The organism is Fulvivirga kasyanovii (genome assembly GCF_009711405.1).
Classification (GTDB): domain Bacteria; phylum Bacteroidota; class Bacteroidia; order Cytophagales; family Cyclobacteriaceae; genus Fulvivirga; species Fulvivirga kasyanovii.
The window spans coordinates 1-16695 of the sequence record NZ_SMLW01000530.1; the positions used below are offsets into that span (position 1 = coordinate 1).

Below are 16695 nucleotides of genomic sequence, written 5' to 3' on the forward strand. Positions count from 1 at the left end.
CTTGGCTTCTGAGGCCAATTTCAAAAGGGAAAGCCAGCACTATTCCATTCTTCATCTTGCCCTTCATGGTGAGGTCAGTGATGCGGACCCATTATACTCAAAACTAAAATTCTCTCCTGCCGATAATGATTCAACCGAAGATGGGTACCTGAATATCTATGAGATCTACAACATGAACCTTAACTCGGAGCTGGCCGTGCTAAGCGCCTGCAATACAGGGTATGGCAAACTGGAAAAGGGAGAGGGCCTGATGAGCCTGGGCAGGGCCTTTCAATATGCAGGTGTCAATAGCCTGCTTCTGAGCAATTGGGGAGTTCCGGATGAGGTGGCTCCGGCTCTAATGTATGACTTTTACAGGTATTTAAAACAAGGGATGAAGAAGAGTGAGGCGCTACGCAATGCCAAACTGAACTATCTGAAAACCGCAGGTATCCATAAGAGCGCTCCTTTTTATTGGGGTAGTTTTGTTGTAATTGGTGATGCTTCGCCTATGGAGATAGAAGGTGGAAGATCAAGAAACTGGATTTTTGCTTTAATTTCCATCTGCTTTTTTGCATCTGTCTTGTGGACATCAACTTTTCGACTGACTGAAAGACCCCTTTAAAAAGTAATTATTGACCCCGTTTGCAATCGATTTTTGCAAACAACTACTAGACAACTGGCTCATGTTTTCTGAGTACAGAATTCGATTTTTTCAAGAGAAGTTTCTCAAAAACTGGATAATATCTGGAAGTGTCTATGTATTCTAAGTGCGTTTTCAAGTAAGCTTTTGTGGTTAAATTAACATTAAGCGAGTTAATGTCTTAATTGAACACACATATTACAGAGATATTCTTTCTAAAGATTGGCCAATACGCGGTTCATTCACATTATTTAACCCACTCGCCTGTATTGGTATCAGAGTTCTTACAGAAGTACTATTGTGCCAAGCTTAAGCTGTTTTATACTTGATAATCGACTTATTATTGTTCAAAAATAAATTCGTGTGACATCAACGGGGCAAATTTTGGTAAACCGAGCGTACATTATAAAAAGAACATTTCAGGTACCAGGCCGACGGGGGAATAAATGCTTACCTCTGATGTTGATTAGTACTAATAAATATTGCTGTACCTAACTATTTAAAAACATTAATTATGGGCATTTCCTGGGCTGAATCCCGCAAAAGATATACTCAACTATTAAAAGGTTTAGATGTTCTAATTGAAAACACGGCAGAATTGGTTGACAATTATGAGAAGCGCCATATTGAGTTTTCCAATTTGATTTACGAGAAGGGTCTTACTGAGATAATGAAGGAGGCCGATTTTCTCACAGCCCACGAGCGGGAATTTATGCTTATGTACTATTCATTGAAAGGTCAGGTGGAACGTTTAAAGCACTACAGGAAAGCCGTTAGTCTTATGCTTATTAAAGACCCTATTAATTATCCTGACAATTGAAGTCCTCTGTGGCTTACCACTGAAAATCAGTAAATCGCTGATTGTCATTTTATACAAGTTTGCCAATAGCTTTGCCGATTGCCTATCAAGCAAAGATGTTGAAATTAGGGTTTCCCCATAAATTTCACCTGATCTGCCTTATAAGATTTGCAGCGTCTTCAAAGCCGGCCCTATAATTAAAAAGTCCCTCGAAAGGGACTCTATTTAACTCGCTTTTAAAAGGTTATCCTGTTTTAATTTGTACGTCCTGATTTCTTTCTTTTCCATGTCAAACCAGGCACACTCTACTAAGTAAGAGCTTTTGTTTTTGATGTACTTTAAGACCTCCATCACTTTTCCATCTCCGCTGTTTCTTACCCGCTCTCCTTTCTTAAAAAGTCTTTTCATAGGCAATACAATACTAAATTAAGTTAAAGATCTTTTTCTTTTACTACTATAATTATACGTAATTTTTATAACTATAGATGCGTTATTGAAAAAAATAACGCCCAAATAATATGGGCGTTATCTCAGCTTAATCTTATGACAAGCCCAAACCGTAGTAATATGTTCCAGGTGTATCTTCATAAACTCCTTCGATGAGAATACCTCCTTCTTTTTTCTCAAGAATTTTTACTACTTCATCTTTGGATTTTACCGGTTGGCCGTCAATTTTAGTAATAATAAAGCCAGGTCTCATATCTGTTGACTTTCTGATTTTACCCGGGGTGAGCGATTTTACCTTTACCCCGGAGCTGATATCAAGCCTTTTCAAGGTACTCCTGTCAACATTTTCAAGCTCGGCACCTAAAATCGTAAGAATTTCTTCACGCTCCTTTTTAACTACTTCAGTATTACCTTCCCTGTTTTTCAAGGTTACATCATAAGTGATTTCTTTTCCACTACGGTTTACCGTTACGTTTATTTTATCGCCAGGTCTTTTGCTTCCTATATACCCAATTAGCTGGGTTGTATTATTAATGTCCCTGCCATCAATAGATACTATTACATCGCCTTCTTCGATCCCCGCTTCTTTAGCTCCGCTTTTAGGGTCGATACGGTCAATATATGCTCCTGAAATTACATTTAGGTCTTGCTCTCTGGCAAACTGGCTGTTAATGTTTCTGATTTGTACTCCTAACCATCCTCTTTGTACAGTACCATAAGCCATAAGGTCTTCCACAACCTTGCTCACAATATTGGAAGGTACGGCAAAGGAATAACCCGAATAAGAACCTGTAGGGCTGGCAATTGCAGTATTGATACCGATCAAATTACCACCTAAATCAACTAAAGCCCCACCGCTATTACCAGGATTAACTGCTGCATCGGTTTGAATAAAAGCTTCTATTGCACTGTTAACACTATCCTGCGCATTATTGTCACCTATTATACCGATACTTCGGCCTTTGGCGCTAACTATTCCGGCAGTTACTGTAGAATTAAGATTAAAAGGGTTGCCCACTGCCAATACCCACTCCCCAACACGCACATCATCCGAGTTTACAAATGACAGACTACTTAACTTATCCGCCTCAATCTTTATCAGGGCAATGTCTGTAGTCGGGTCGGCACCAATTACCTTGGCTTTGTAACTTCTATTATCATTTAGAGTTACCTCCAGGTCATCAGCATTGGCAATCACGTGGTTGTTTGTCACTATATAACCTTTGGAGTTAATTATTACCCCACTACCACTACCCATTCTTGGCATAGGCTGTCTGCCTCCACGTTCTTCAAGGAATGGACCAAAGAAATCTCTGAACTGCTCTGGTATTTGCTGTCTATTTTGAGTGGAATAATTACCGGTTTGTGTAGACCTGATATGGACTACGGCAGGCATTACCTTCTCCGCTGCCCCTGTAAAATCCAGAGGAACCAGTTCTCCATCCTTATTGACAGAATAAGCAGTCTTTACCGCTGGTGTACCATCTACATGTTCAATTTTTAGCACCCTGTTTTCATTGTCCATGTTAAAAATGTAAACCGAGCCTATAGTCAAAGCACTACCCAATACGGCAGCCATAATTAAAGCACTAAATTTTTTCATTCTTTTCTCCTGTTAGTTTTTAAAAAATAGTTGTTTGAGATCAACAACTGTAGATTGTAAGTAAGACCGAAAAAATCCCGATTAGCTGGGGTTGAATATATGGCCTGGGATAACTTCGGTTGATATAATTATATCAAAAGCCTTGCCATTATTGTAAGACAAGGCTTTTAATGTGTTTCATTATGAAATTTCAATTTGTCGGGAAGCGCGTTTTTTGGCCTCCTCTTTTTTAGGAATAGTGAGTTTTAAGATGCCATCAGTATACCTGGCGTTAATCTTATCACTCTCTATAGTGTTTGGCAAGTTAAATGACCTTTGAAATGAGCGATAGTTAAATTCGCGTCTTGCATATTGACCTTTTTCTCCCTTCTCTTCATGCTGCTCTTCTTTCTCGCATGATATGGTCAATAAATTATTATCCAGCTCAATTTTAAAATCATTCTTGTTCATACCAGGTGCGGCCAGTTCAACTTCAAAATTGTTTTCATCTTCTTTTAGGTTGACTGCGGGCATGGTTAAGCCAGCGGTTTGGCCACTATTAAACCAGTCTCTTCCAAAAAAATCATCCAAAAGGCTGGGAAACAAATCATTTGATCTTTTCATGAGTGTCATAGTTACCTCCTTTTTTTGGGTTATTGGTTAATTTATTCTGTTATAAAATAAACAACTCTTATGCCACCTGAGTATGGCCGGACTATGCGGAAAAAATGACAGGATAAAATAAGAAAAACCCACTAAAATATGCCATTATGACGCAATTCAGTGGGTTTTGTGTAAAAAAGGTCTTTCTATTTTGTGGGATTTATTTCTTCACTAGTTCACCATTTTCATATTCGTATTCAATAGTTACATTGCCCTCCTGGTCATACCATTTTGCCAAACCATGGCGCTTGCCATTTAGATATAAGCTTTCTTCCAGAATACTGCCATTGTCGTAATAGATTTTAACCAGGCCATTTAATTCTCCATTTTTATATATACGCTCCTCTTTTACGCGGGCAAGCTTGTACTCCTTGTAAACTCCGTGAAGCTGATCATTGTGGTAGTAAGCTTTCTTTGTTAACCTGCCGGTGTTGTCTATTTCAACGTGAGCGCCTTGCTTTAAGCCATTTACATAGCCGGAGACAGATTTCACTACGCCATTCGGATGAAATTCAGTCCAGCTCCCAACTTTCTTTCCGTTCAAATAATCCCCTTCTGCGGAAATATTACCATCAGGGTAGCTTAGAGTTACCTTTACTATGTCCGAATCATCTTCATAAGGCTCACTCTGAGCATTTGTTGGTAAGTCTTCCAGGCTCTCCCCATCCTTAGGGCTATCTGCAGACTGGCTACAAGCGGACACAACCAGTGTACAGGCAAACAAAATTGCAACTGCTTTTCTCATGTTACTTTTTAGTTTTTGTAAAATTAGAAAATGACTTTTCAATATTATAAATACAGATTCTATTGAAAAAACGGACAGCCACTTTTTTGATAAGAAGCCCTTTCATAACTTATAATAGATTAAAATCATATGTCAAAAGAAATACTATACCAACGCCTGGCCCCTTTACCCGACCTGGTCGATTTTGTTGAATGCCTATGGGTAGTGGAAGCCATGCACCAAAGCGAAGTACAGGTGGAGAAAATCATACCTGACGGATATGTGGAGATAATATTTCATTATGGAGACCATTATGAGATCAAAACAAATAAGCTTTGGGAAAAGCAGGCTTTAAATCTGTTGGCAGGTCAAATAGACAAGCACTTCTTTTTGCGCAATACCCAAAGAATTGGCATGCTTGGAATTAAATTTAAGCCATTGGCCCTTACGGAGCTTTTTGGCATCAACATGCAGCTTTACACTAATCGTGTGGTAGATCTTTCTGAGCAGGATGAGGGATCTTTAAGGGAAATAGTAACAGCGATAAACGGTATGTACAGCTATGAGGAAATGATGGAAGTTGTTCAGAACCACCTGCTTCATTGGATAACTCAGGCGGATCCTCAGAAGAAGCTGAGAAGGGCGATAGAGCTAATAATGCAGTGTAAAGGGACCATTAAAATAGGACAGTTGGCACAAGAAATAGACCTGAGTGAAAGGCAGATTGAAAGGCTTTTTGCCAGGTGTGTTGGCCTAACGCCAAAGTGCTATGCCAGAATATTGCAATTCAATTACATCTTTGACCTGATAAAGACAGGTGATCCTTCGTGGAGCGACATAGTTCATGATGCAGGTTATTTTGATCAGTCACATTTCATAAAGGCCTTTAAATATTTTACCGGTGTTGATCCGTCCCGGTACATATTTGAGCAACCAGGCATGGCCAATTTCTTTTTAAAAAAGTAATTATTCAGATGTCGGCTTTTTACAATACATAACCCTCTACCGGTTAGTATTTTGCCATTAAAAAAGTTATGAAAAGATTCTATAGTTTATTGCTTTTGCTTGTAATAGCATATACATACGGCTATACCCAATCACCTGGCTCAGAGAAGTTGAACCAGCTATCCTGGCTCATTGGTAAGTGGGAAAGGCAAAATGTGAAGCCCGGCAAAACTTCCCATGAACATTGGGAGCCTGTTTCTGACAACAGTATGCGGGGTTGGGGAGTAACCCTGGCGGGTACCGACACAATATTTGTTGAGAAGCTGCAAATAATAAATAATGAAGAGGGGCTTTTTTATGTAGCGGATGTGGCTGAAAACGTAGAGCCAGTTTACTTCAAAATCGTAGCACTAAGTGAACAAGGGTTTGTCTGTGAAAATCCTGAGCATGATTTTCCGAAAAGAATTGCCTATGTACTCAGTGGAGACCAGTTGAAGGCTACTATTTCGGGAGATGGTAAGGAAATAGACTTCCTGTTCAGGAAGGTGACTCAATAAAAAAAGTTGGCTCATCTTGAGCCAACTAAAGACATCAGGTTAGTTTACTTTTTTTGCTTGATCTTTACATCAAGGTCTTTGGCCATATTTGCCGTGGCGATATTGATAAAGTCCATGGCATTAGGAGTGCCTTTCTCTCCGTTTCCGCCTATATAGGTGGTAGGTACGAGTTGGGTACCGGCGATTGCCTGTGCATAAGCCGAGTGCACCTTTTCAAAAGTCTGAAGTTTCATTTCAAGAGCACCATCGGCCTCCATTACTCTTTTCTTTTTGTAAGCCTCAGCATCTGCCAGCACTTTTACTTCCTGTGCTTTCAAGCGGGCAGATTGTAATTCCAGCTTATGCTTTTCAACGTTTACCTGCTCTCTCTTCTTTTCAGTTTCCATAGTTATCAAAGCTGTAATTTGCTCTTTTTCCATGTTCACTTTGATGCTGGCTTTGGCAGCCTCTCCTTCAGCTATAATTCGCTGCTTCTCGTATTCTGCCTGCTTGGCCCTTTCTTTTTCAATAGAGGCCTGAGCAGCTGCATCCCTTTGCTTACCCAGCAATTCCTTAAACCGTTGCTCGGGATTGACATCTTCAACGGTTGCCTGCGAAACCACAATACCATATTCTGCAATGGGGTGTTTCTTTCGCATGATGGTGCCGTCGCTGTTCGTTCTCTTTTTCACGTTATATCGCACCAATGTTCTGTTTTCTATAGTTCTGCTGTCATTTATTGATTTAATGGAGTCGGTACCATTTGGCTTCATTTCTTCTGCATCCAGTATGTACATGCCGTGAGCCAGTTGATCCAGCACGGCATTTTCAAGCTCACCACCTCGTCCGGCTATGTATTCCTGTGCAGAGATTAACCGGGCCGAATTTTTGGCAATTTCCATACACGAAGGTATCAAAGAACCATTTACCAGGTTGTCCTGATGTCTGAATTCAAGAGCCATTTTCAAGAATAGGTCCGGGTTTTCTGGCAGACGGAATCTTGCTGATAATGCCAGTTCCGCTTTTACTGCATCATTAAAACGCACGGGTATAGTTACTCTATTGCCACTGTACTGCTGGCCGTCCTGCTCCTTTTCTTCATTAGAAATAAACTTTACGGTTACTACCTTTTTCCAGGGCACTACTTCTCCCCACCATTTCAGGTGGTATCCGGGGCGGAGCTCTGCTATTTGTTTACCAGTAGGATATTGAACCAGGTAGCTATAGCCTGCTTCGGAGTAGAAAAAAAGGCCGTTAACAAACATCAGAGCTATACCCGATAAGATTAAGATGGCCGAATTTCTAACTTTCCAACTTTTAATGAACTCGGAATTTATATCCGATTTTTTCAGCACCAGTGCAGCAATCGCCCCGATGATCATTAAAAGACCGATAATAATGGTTAATGCTTTCATAGTTTAAAAATTTAAGGTTAATAATAAAAATGCATGAGCGTCTGTGCTCATCATTGAGCAGGGTAAACCTTTAACCAAGGTATTGGCGAGATATCTACTTTTATTATTGCCAACAGAGGGCACCAAAAACCACAAGTTCCCAACGGGGCCTCATTGAATTCAGTTATTGTCTTGTTAGCTATTGGTCAACATGGGTGCCTGACCAGATAGGGGAGAAGAAAAATAACATGTCTGAGAAAATGCATCACAACCCATGACTGATTGCAATTCTCGTTTTCTCAATGAGTTAAAACGGTCAGTAACTGACATTTCAATTACTTTCTGCATCAACTTACTAGTATATACGGCGTCAGAATATTCGAGGTTGCGAATATTCACGAATATTTTAATTAGCATCATTTGTATAATCGTTTATGCAAATATTTAATAATAGAAAAGTGGGCAAATTTGGAAGGAGATAGCCTTTTTGTTGCCTTCTAAAACAAAAAAAAGTTGGCTCTCACGGGAGCCAACTTAATGCTATAAAGTAAAAAGGGAGTCTGACAAGAAGTTAAATTACATGGGCCGATTAGTTCAATACGAATTTAACCGGGATCATTTGTCTTACTTTAACAGGAACGCCACGTTGCTTACCAGGATTCCACTTTGGAGGATTTTCAAATATCCTCAGTACTTCTTCGTCACACCCGGCACCAATACCTTTCGCGATTTGAATGTCGACCATATTTCCTTTTTCGTCTACAACAAAACTCATATACACTGTTCCTTCAATTCCCATTCTCCGTGCCTGGGCAGGGTATTTTAGTTTTTTATTGATGAACTTGTATAAGGCCTCCAATCCTCCTTCTGGAGATGGCATTTTTTCTACAATCAAAAAGGGACTGTTGTCTACTTTTTCATCTTTTGGGCCTTCATCTATTGGGTCAGGAATAACTTCGGGTATTTCAATAGGGTCAATAATGACATTGTCAGGCACAGGCTCGGGGTCTGGTTCTGTTGTTTCAATTGGGTTAGCTACCCTTGGTTTTGGCGGCGGCGGCGGAGGGTCAATGATGGTAATTGGAATGTTTTCATTTTCGATAACATTCCCTTCTGTGATATCAACAGGATCAACCACTTTCTCCGTCCTGTACTCAAAGGCGCTTACAGCCAGCATCATCGCGGCCAGCAGACCGATATGAAAGAAAAGTCCTGATTGTTTTCTCAGGTCCTTTTCAGGATTCTTACGCTTTTCCATGATTTTTGGTGTTTAATGAAACATTTATTAATACACCCGGCCGGGATGTTTTATATGCTTTTGCCTGGGCCTCTCCTTTCGGAGTGTCATTTTGAGGCTTATCTATTTCGCGCAAAGCAAAATACCCCAGCATGATCAGTCCCATAAAAATGATAATGTAGATAACGATCCTCAACAGCCTCTTTCCAATACTTGAGCGCTCATGCCTTTTGAGAAGATCATAATAGTCCTTGTGGCTTTCGATCCTTCTCGAAGTCATTTTCTTTCTGCGCAATCTGATCTCGTGTCTTCCCATTATTCAGTCCAATTGACTTTAAAGTGTTCTTTTAACTTTTCCACGGCTCTGTAAAGACGCATTTTAGCACCACTTTCGCCAATATTCAATATAAATGCTATTTCCTTAAAACTTCTTTCCTCAAAAAACCTCAATTCCAGCACCTCCATAGTCTCAGTCGGAAGCTCCTTCAATGTACTTATTAAAAGCTGGATCTGCTCCTGGCTAAACTCCTTTTCATCATTTTCAAAAAGCTCAAAAACACGCTCTTCCTCGACACTGAATACCCTGTTTTTCTTTTTCTTATTAAAAAACTTGTTCACCTCATTACTTGCAATGCGGTAAAGCCATGCAGAAAAAGGTAATCCCCTGAATTCATACTTTTTTAAATTTTGCAGTGCTTTCAAAAAAGTTTGAGAACAGAGGTCGGCAGTCAGCTCCTCATCATCCGTTCTGCGGTAAACAAAGTGGAATATACCCTCATAATACCGGTCATATATTTTACCGAAAACCCGGGGATCTTTCTTAGATGCCTCGATTATCCGTTGCTCATCAGCAATCTCTTCTTCGGTCATATGTTTGGCCGTATTCAAGTGTCGAATTCCAATAGTTTTAAACATATAACCGCAGTTTTTTAAAAGGTCACAGAAAAAATTAATTTTTTTCTGTAGAGCGAAAAGGCCTTTAATGTTTTACCCACTTCAACAGGAATATAACAAATAATATTTACAGCCATACCCGAACATGTAATATCCATTGCTTGCCTTTATAAATATTAATATTTTTAAACGGTATCAATCCCAGTCTAATGAACAAGCTATATCTCTGTATTGCCCTGCTCTTTATAGGATGCACGGCAACGTCTAATTCCACAACATCATCGGGAAAATCTGCTTCGTATGGTTCTGGTATAGCCGGCAAAACGGCCGGCATGGATAAGTACGATGGGTACTTCGAGTTCTATTACGATCCCAAAACGGATAAAATCCTGCTGGTGGTAGATAAATTTAATCAGGAGTTTCTATATGTAAATTCACTTTCGGCTGGAGTAGGCTCCAATGACATTGGCCTGGACCGTAACCAATTGGGCAATAGCCGTGTAGTAAAGTTTGAAAGAAGAGGCCCTAAAATCCTGCTCGTTGAGCCTAACTATACCTACCGTGCAGTGAGTGATAATGTGGATGAACAAAAAGCTGTGGAAGATGCTTTTGCCCAGTCAGTATTGTGGGGTGGCACATTGATTACTGAGGAAGATGGCAAAGTACTTATTGATGTATCTGATTTTCTTTTAAGCGATGCCCATGATGTGAGTGGAACTTTGAAAAATACCAAACAAGGGAGTTATACACTGGACAAGTCACGTTCGGCTTTTTACTTACCACGAACCAAAAACTTTCCCGGTAATTCTGAATTTGAAGCTACGCTTACTTTTACGGGAACCCCTTCAGGGCAGTACATAAAAAGTGTAACCCCAACCGCCTCCAGTATTACAGTGCGTCAGCACCATTCGTTTATAGAGCTGCCAGACGATAAATATGAACCGCGTGAATTTGACCCCAGGGCTGGTTTTTTTGAGATGACCCACTACGATTATGCTACGCCTATTAGTGAAAGTATAGAGAAACGTTTTATAACACGTCATAGATTGGAAAAGAAGAACCCCGAGGCTGCGGTAAGTGAGGCGGTAGAACCCATTGTTTATTATCTTGACCGAGGTACCCCGGAACCCATCAGGTCGGCATTGCTTGATGGGGCGCGATGGTGGAACGAGGCGTTTGAAGCAGCAGGTTATAAAAATGCCTTTAGGGTAGAAATGCTCCCTGAAGGTGCTGATCCCATGGATGTTCGTTACAATGTGATCAACTGGGTACACCGCTCTACCAGAGGCTGGTCTTATGGATCTTCAGTCACTGATCCGAGAACAGGTGAGATTATTAAAGGTCATGTATTACTGGGGTCTTTAAGGGTGCGACAGGATTACCTGATAGCAGAAGGGTTACTTGCGCCGTATGAAGAAGGCACGGAGGTACCTAAAGCTATGGAGGAAATGGCACTTGCCAGGCTCAGACAGCTTGCCGCACATGAAGTAGGTCATACTCTTGGCCTGGCCCATAGCTACGCATCCAGTGGAGAAGGGCTCGCATCGGTTATGGATTACCCACACCCGGTCGTAAGGGTTGAAGACGGGAAAATTAGCCTGAGCAATGCCTACGATGATAAAATAGGGGCGTGGGATAAAGTGGCGATCAAATATGGCTACCAGGATTTTGCTGATAATGTAGACGAAAAAGAAGGTTTGAATAGTATTATACAAGGCGCACTCAGCCAGGGGTTAAGTTTTTTGTCAGATCAGGATGCCAGGCCTCAGGGCGGGGCACACCCTTATGCTCATCTATGGGATAATGGCGCCAATGCTTCTGATGAGCTTTTAAGGGTACTTGAAGTGCGTAAAGTAGCGTTGAACAATTTTGGTGAAAACAACATCAGAATGCATCAACCTTACGCGAAACTGGAAGAGGTGCTTGTTCCTGTTTATTTTTTTCACAGGTACCAGACCGAGGCTACGGTTAAATTGGTTGCAGGACTTAATTATCGGTACGCATTGAGGGGCGACGGCCAGTTGGTCACTAAAATGATAGCTCCTGAGATACAGAAGAAAGCACTGGATGCGCTCATAGAAACACTCAAGCCTGAGCATCTTGCTCTGCCGGAACCATTGTTAAGTATAATACCTCCGCGACCCATGGGCTATGATAGGGGCAGGGAAGTGGTAACTCTAAGAACTGGCCTTACGTTTGATCCCCTGGGAGCGGCGGAAAGCGCAGCTAATGTTACTTTGAGTCTGCTTTTCAACCGGTCAAGAGCTCAGCGACTAATTGAATACCACGCCCGCAACCAGGATCAGCCATCACTAATTTTTGTAATTGATAAAGTATTGAACTCTACCTGGGAGGCCTCTCATCCTGAAGGTTATCAGGGCGAAATACAGCGAGTGGTTGATAATGTGGCGCTGGCAAATTTAATGGCACTGGCAGCAGACAAAGATGCCAGTGATCAGGTAAGGGCTATCTGCTACCTCAAGCTTATGGAACTAAAGGGCTGGCTTGAGTTAGTTTCAAAAACAACAAAGACCGATTCTCAAAAGGCCCATTACCTATCGGCACTGAGAAAAATTTCTCTATTTGAAAAAGAACCTGTGCAGTTTGAAAAGCCGGAACTATTAAATCCACCGCCTGGATCACCGATTGGTATTATGTGCGACCGGTAGCCCGGTAAGTTTGCAAATATGCTGTTTGCCATAATGGAACTCAATTTCATACTGGTCAATTAGCTTGCCAAAGCTACTTTTTAAAGGATTTACCTAACCTTAACGTATGGACTTGGTATAGCGTTTGTTAAAACCTTGAAGTAGAAGAAGCACGGTATTTGCTGCGCATATTTTATTGTCAAAACCGATCATTATGAATAAGTTAAAACAACCAGGTGCTTTATTATTGGCTTTAACATTTATGTTCGCGGCATGTACTTCTGATGAAGAGGTAAATCCCGGAACACCACCAGAGCTTCCTCCAGCAAGCTCCATGGAGATGGATTTTTCTCAATTCGACAACTGCGCCAATAGTGGTGGCCGGGAAATGGCCACCAATTGGGAGACCGCCGCTACTTACGTGGGCGTGTGGAATGTAGTGTTGGCTGTTGGCATGGCAGTGCCTGTAGCTTCATTTAAAGCTGCTATTTCCCAGAAGGCCAGCTACGATTCAGATCGAGGACTATGGGTCTGGAATTTTGATCACAAGGTAGTGGGGAGAACCTACAGTTTTGAGCTTACTGGTGAAGTTACCGATGCCGGAGTCGAGTGGAATATGTATGCCTCAGAGCAAAACGGTTTTCAAAATGTGCTATGGTATTCCGGTGTAATGGCTGCAGATGGCAGTAGCGGATATTGGGAGCTTAACAAAGATGGGGACAACCCAACGCCATACCTGAGAATAGACTGGGAAGTGGAGAATGAAGAAGCTGCTTACATCAAATACAAAAATATCGAGACCGGGACTGCTGGTTTTGGGTCATATATTGAATATGGAAAAACTACAGAAGTGGATTATAACCGTTATTACAATATTATAGGAGCCGGTGGAGCGAGCGTTGAAGTAGAATGGAACCATGAAACGGGCATAGGTCACTATAGAGTTAATGGTAGTGCCTATTTGTGTTGGGACACTTCATTTGAGGATGTAGCTTGTTAATTTCAAATTGCCTCTTTAATTAAAAATGCCCGGGATTAATAGTTCCGGGCATTTTTGTATATAATGATCATTGATGCTAAAACTAACTTATAGCAACATTAAAATAATCATTCAATGGCTTGATCTGTTCAAAAACTGCTACGCATTTATCAGCATCTGACCAGTCGGCTATTTCCTTATCTGTTATCTTGTGCAGTACAATGAAGCTTTTCAGCTTAAGCAGGTCAATATTCGGATGGTCTTCCTGATATCCCTTTGGTGCACGTTTTAGCGATTCACCCTGAAGTGAACCAAAAAGGCTCTTGAATTTTTTCTGGTCTACAATCTTTTTAAGTTCGGCAGCATTGTAATCAATTTCCTGACGGACCTTGGCAAGATTATCAGGGTCAGGAGCATAGATGCCTCCGGCTATGAATGAGTTATCGCCAGGTTCCAGATGAAAGTAATAACCAGCTTTACCGGACTTTTTACCACCTTCTGAAAGGAACATCCCAAAGTTAATTTTATAGGGACTTTTGTCTTTGCTAAACCTGATGTCCCGGTTGATCCTAAAAATACATTGCTTTGGCTCCAGTCCCAGCAGGCCGGTATCTATGGGTGTCATCTTCAAAATAACCTCATGCACAAAATCTATAAATTCTGAACGAGAGGCCTGGTATGCAGGCTTGTTGGCATGCATCCAGTCCTTATTGTTATTGAGTCTTAGATCCTTTAAAAAGGCTAATGATTTAGTTAGTGCCATTACTTCTTGATGTATTCATCAAAAGTGTTGTGCTCTTTGGAGTACAACTCTTCATCGGATAAAGTCTTGAAATAATCGTAAGTGATCTTCAATCCTTCTGCCCTGTTTACTTTTGGCTCCCATTTCAGTATTTCCCGTGCTTTGTCAATGTTTGGCTGACGCTGCATCGGATCATCTTTTGGAAGTGGTTTGTATGTCACCTTTTGATCTGTACCTGTAAGTTTGATGATCTCTTCGGCAAACTCCCTGATTGTAATTTCATCAGGATTGCCGATGTTTACCGGGTATGGATAGTCGCTGAACAACAAACGATAGATGCCTTCAACAAGATCATCGACATAGCAAAATGATCTGGTTTGAGAGCCATCACCAAATACGGTAAGGTCCTCGCCGCGAAGAGCCTGTCCGATAAACGCAGGCAGCACACGGCCATCATTCAGGCGCATTCTCGGTCCATAGGTGTTAAATATTCTTACAATGCGTGTCTCCAGTCCGTGGTAGGTGTGGTATGCCATGGTCATGGCCTCCTGGAAACGCTTGGCCTCATCATATACACCTCTTGGACCGATGGGATTTACATTGCCATAGTACTCTTCTGTTTGAGGGTGGACCAAAGGGTCTCCGTAAACTTCTGAGGTGGAGGCTATCAGCATTCGCGCATTTTTAGCCTTGGCCAGACCAAGGAGGTTATGCGTGCCCAGAGAACCTACTTTTAAGGTTTGGATTGGGATCTTCAAATAATCGATCGGGCTCGCGGGAGAGGCAAAGTGCAAGATATAATCAAGCTTGCCCGAAACGTGAACAAAATTGGAAACATCGTGATGGTAGAATTCGAAATCCTTTAACTTAAAAAGGTGTTCGATATTTTTCAGGTTACCGGTGATGAGATTGTCCATACCGATAACTTTAAAACCCTCACTGATGAATCGGTCGCAAAGATGGGAGCCGAGGAATCCTGCGGCTCCTGTTATTAAAACTACTTTCTTATCCATTGATTGTTTCTCTACCTATACTTACATATGTGAACCCAAGTTCTTTCATTTCTTCGAGAGTATAAAGGTTTCTACCATCGAAAATAACCTTATTTTTCAACAAAGTCGAAAGCTTGTCAAAGTCCGGAGTTCTGAATACCGGCCATTCTGTAGCTACCAGCAGGGCATCAGCATTGTTTACCGCAGAGTAAGCGTCATGGCAAAAGGTAATCTTCTCACCGATCTGGTTTCTCACATTTTCCATAGCTTCCGGGTCATAAGCTTTTACTTCAGCGCCTGCTGCCAGGAGTTGCTCTATATTATAAAGTGCAGGGGCTTCGCGAATGTCATCAGTATATGGTTTGAAAGAAAGTCCCCAGATGGCTATGGTTTTGCCGGTAAGGTCACCACCAAAATATTCTTTAATACGAGGTATAAGCTTGGTCTTCTGGTCCTCGTTAACATCCATTACAGACTTTAATATCCGGAAATCATAATTCACCTGCTCAGCTGATTTTGCCAAAGCCTGAACATCTTTAGGGAAACAACTTCCTCCGTATCCGATACCTGCAAATAAAAACCTCTTTCCAATTCTGCTGTCTGTACCTACACCTTTTCTTACTGCGTCTACATCTGCCCCTAGTAGCTCACACATATTGGCAATCTCGTTCATGAAGGTGATCTTGGTAGCAAGAAAAGAATTAGCAGCGTATTTTGTAAGCTCGGCAGATTTCTCATCCATGAAGATCACGGGATTTCCCTGTCTTACTAGCGGAGCATATAATGTTTCCATCAGCTTTCGGGCCTTCTCAGAGTTAGTTCCAATTACTACCCTGTCAGGTTTCATGAAATCGTCAACAGCAACTCCTTCTCTCAAAAATTCAGGATTGGAAACTACATCAAAATCCACTTTTGCATTCTGGGCAATTTTGGCTCTCACTTTTTCTGCAGTTCCTACCGGTACAGTACTTTTGTCCACTATAACTGCATAATCTTTTAAAAGAGGGCCGAGATCTTCTGCAACTTTCAATACATACTGCAAATCAGCAGAGCCATCTTCACCGGGAGGTGTAGGCAGGGCAAGGAAAATGATTTTAGCTCCTTCAATACCTTCTTTCAGATCTGTGGTGAAACTTAATCTGCCTTGAGACAGGTTGCGTTCGAAGATCACTTCGAGTCCAGGTTCGTAAATGGTTATTTTTCCATTTTTCAGACTATTAACTTTTTTTTCATCAATGTCTATGCATGATACGGTGTTTCCGGTCTCGGCAAAACATGTGCCAGTTACAAGACCCACATAACCTGTTCCGACTACTGCTATTTTCATTTTTTTCTAATTTTCAGTGTTTTAGGTTTTCAGTTGCTACGAATAAAGCGTCAAAAATAGTTGATAATTACTTTAAATCCTTATCAACAGGGAAGATTCATAAATTGTTAAAAAAAGGTTACCAAACTAACATTCGTTTGGTTGACAGATTTTAATAGCTATCT

Annotated in this window: 17 protein-coding genes; 6 read left to right on the forward strand and 11 right to left on the reverse strand. The window is 41.2% G+C overall.

From position 1 onward, the window contains the following. Positions 1 to 604: CHAT domain-containing protein (locus tag E1163_RS11870; RefSeq protein WP_185156060.1), on the forward strand; the 604-nt coding region annotated here is incomplete at its 5' end. A gap of 532 nt (positions 605 to 1136) precedes the next feature. Then, positions 1137 to 1442 (forward strand): hypothetical protein, encoded by a 306-nt coding sequence (locus E1163_RS11875; RefSeq protein ID WP_155171935.1) that lies wholly within the window; start codon positions 1137 to 1139, stop codon positions 1440 to 1442. Positions 1443 to 1646: 204 nt separating this feature from the next. On the opposite strand, the gene E1163_RS11880 is transcribed toward E1163_RS11875, so the two are convergent. From E1163_RS11880 to E1163_RS11895, 4 genes are all read right to left on the reverse strand, one after another. Next, on the reverse strand, positions 1647 to 1829 hold the full coding sequence (locus E1163_RS11880; RefSeq protein WP_155171937.1) for a hypothetical protein: 183 nt from the start codon (positions 1827 to 1829) through the stop codon (positions 1647 to 1649). 133 nt (positions 1830 to 1962) lie between these two features. Beyond that, entirely contained in the window at positions 1963 to 3471 is a 1509-nt protein-coding gene (locus E1163_RS11885) for a Do family serine endopeptidase (RefSeq protein WP_155171939.1), read from the reverse strand. 180 nt (positions 3472 to 3651) lie between these two features. Next, positions 3652 to 4074, reverse strand: coding sequence for an Hsp20/alpha crystallin family protein (locus E1163_RS11890; protein ID WP_343033820.1), 423 nt, complete (start codon positions 4072 to 4074; stop codon positions 3652 to 3654). A gap of 199 nt (positions 4075 to 4273) precedes the next feature. Next, positions 4274 to 4858: a toxin-antitoxin system YwqK family antitoxin gene (locus E1163_RS11895; protein WP_155171943.1), complete on the reverse strand. Its 585-nt coding sequence runs from the start codon at positions 4856 to 4858 to the stop codon at positions 4274 to 4276. A 129-nt stretch (positions 4859 to 4987) separates the two neighbouring features. Between E1163_RS11895 and E1163_RS11900 the strand changes: the two genes are divergently transcribed. Beyond that, positions 4988 to 5803 (forward strand): helix-turn-helix domain-containing protein, encoded by an 816-nt coding sequence (locus E1163_RS11900; protein ID WP_155171945.1) that lies wholly within the window; start codon positions 4988 to 4990, stop codon positions 5801 to 5803. Positions 5804 to 5871: 68 nt separating this feature from the next. Beyond that, positions 5872 to 6339: a DUF6265 family protein gene (locus E1163_RS11905; protein ID WP_155171947.1), complete on the forward strand. Its 468-nt coding sequence runs from the start codon at positions 5872 to 5874 to the stop codon at positions 6337 to 6339. 44 nt (positions 6340 to 6383) lie between these two features. Here the strand turns inward: E1163_RS11905 and E1163_RS11910 are convergent, their stop codons facing one another. The 4 genes from E1163_RS11910 to E1163_RS11925 form a co-directional block, all read right to left on the reverse strand. Further along, positions 6384 to 7733, reverse strand: coding sequence for an SPFH domain-containing protein (locus E1163_RS11910; protein ID WP_246223637.1), 1350 nt, complete (start codon positions 7731 to 7733; stop codon positions 6384 to 6386). Between the two features lie 568 nt (positions 7734 to 8301). Next, a complete protein-coding gene (locus E1163_RS11915) occupies positions 8302 to 8970 on the reverse strand; it encodes an energy transducer TonB (RefSeq protein WP_155171949.1) in 669 nt (222 codons plus the stop codon). Continuing rightward, positions 8957 to 9265 (reverse strand): hypothetical protein, encoded by a 309-nt coding sequence (locus E1163_RS11920; RefSeq protein ID WP_155171951.1) that lies wholly within the window; start codon positions 9263 to 9265, stop codon positions 8957 to 8959. Before E1163_RS11920 ends, E1163_RS11915 begins: the two co-directional genes overlap by 14 nt. Then, a complete protein-coding gene (locus E1163_RS11925) occupies positions 9265 to 9864 on the reverse strand; it encodes an RNA polymerase sigma factor (protein ID WP_155171953.1) in 600 nt (199 codons plus the stop codon). Before E1163_RS11925 ends, E1163_RS11920 begins: the two co-directional genes overlap by 1 nt. Positions 9865 to 10052: 188 nt before the next feature. Between E1163_RS11925 and E1163_RS11930 the strand changes: the two genes are divergently transcribed. After that, positions 10053 to 12512, forward strand: coding sequence for a zinc-dependent metalloprotease (locus tag E1163_RS11930; RefSeq protein WP_246223638.1), 2460 nt, complete (start codon positions 10053 to 10055; stop codon positions 12510 to 12512). 193 nt (positions 12513 to 12705) lie between these two features. Next, a complete protein-coding gene (locus tag E1163_RS11935; RefSeq protein WP_155171955.1) occupies positions 12706 to 13491 on the forward strand; it encodes a hypothetical protein in 786 nt (261 codons plus the stop codon). A gap of 82 nt (positions 13492 to 13573) precedes the next feature. Here E1163_RS11935 and E1163_RS11940 read toward each other — a convergent pair whose 3' ends face one another. Genes E1163_RS11940 through E1163_RS11950 form a run of 3 tightly spaced genes read right to left on the reverse strand, consistent with a single transcriptional unit; the run spans position 13574 to position 16531 of the window. Then, entirely contained in the window at positions 13574 to 14233 is a 660-nt protein-coding gene (locus E1163_RS11940; RefSeq protein ID WP_155171957.1) for a DUF2461 domain-containing protein, read from the reverse strand. After that, entirely contained in the window at positions 14233 to 15225 is a 993-nt protein-coding gene (locus tag E1163_RS11945) for a UDP-glucuronic acid decarboxylase family protein (RefSeq protein WP_155171959.1), read from the reverse strand. Before E1163_RS11945 ends, E1163_RS11940 begins: the two co-directional genes overlap by 1 nt. After that, positions 15218 to 16531: a UDP-glucose dehydrogenase family protein gene (locus E1163_RS11950; RefSeq protein ID WP_155171961.1), complete on the reverse strand. Its 1314-nt coding sequence runs from the start codon at positions 16529 to 16531 to the stop codon at positions 15218 to 15220. Before E1163_RS11950 ends, E1163_RS11945 begins: the two co-directional genes overlap by 8 nt. Positions 16532 to 16695 lie beyond the last annotated feature (164 nt).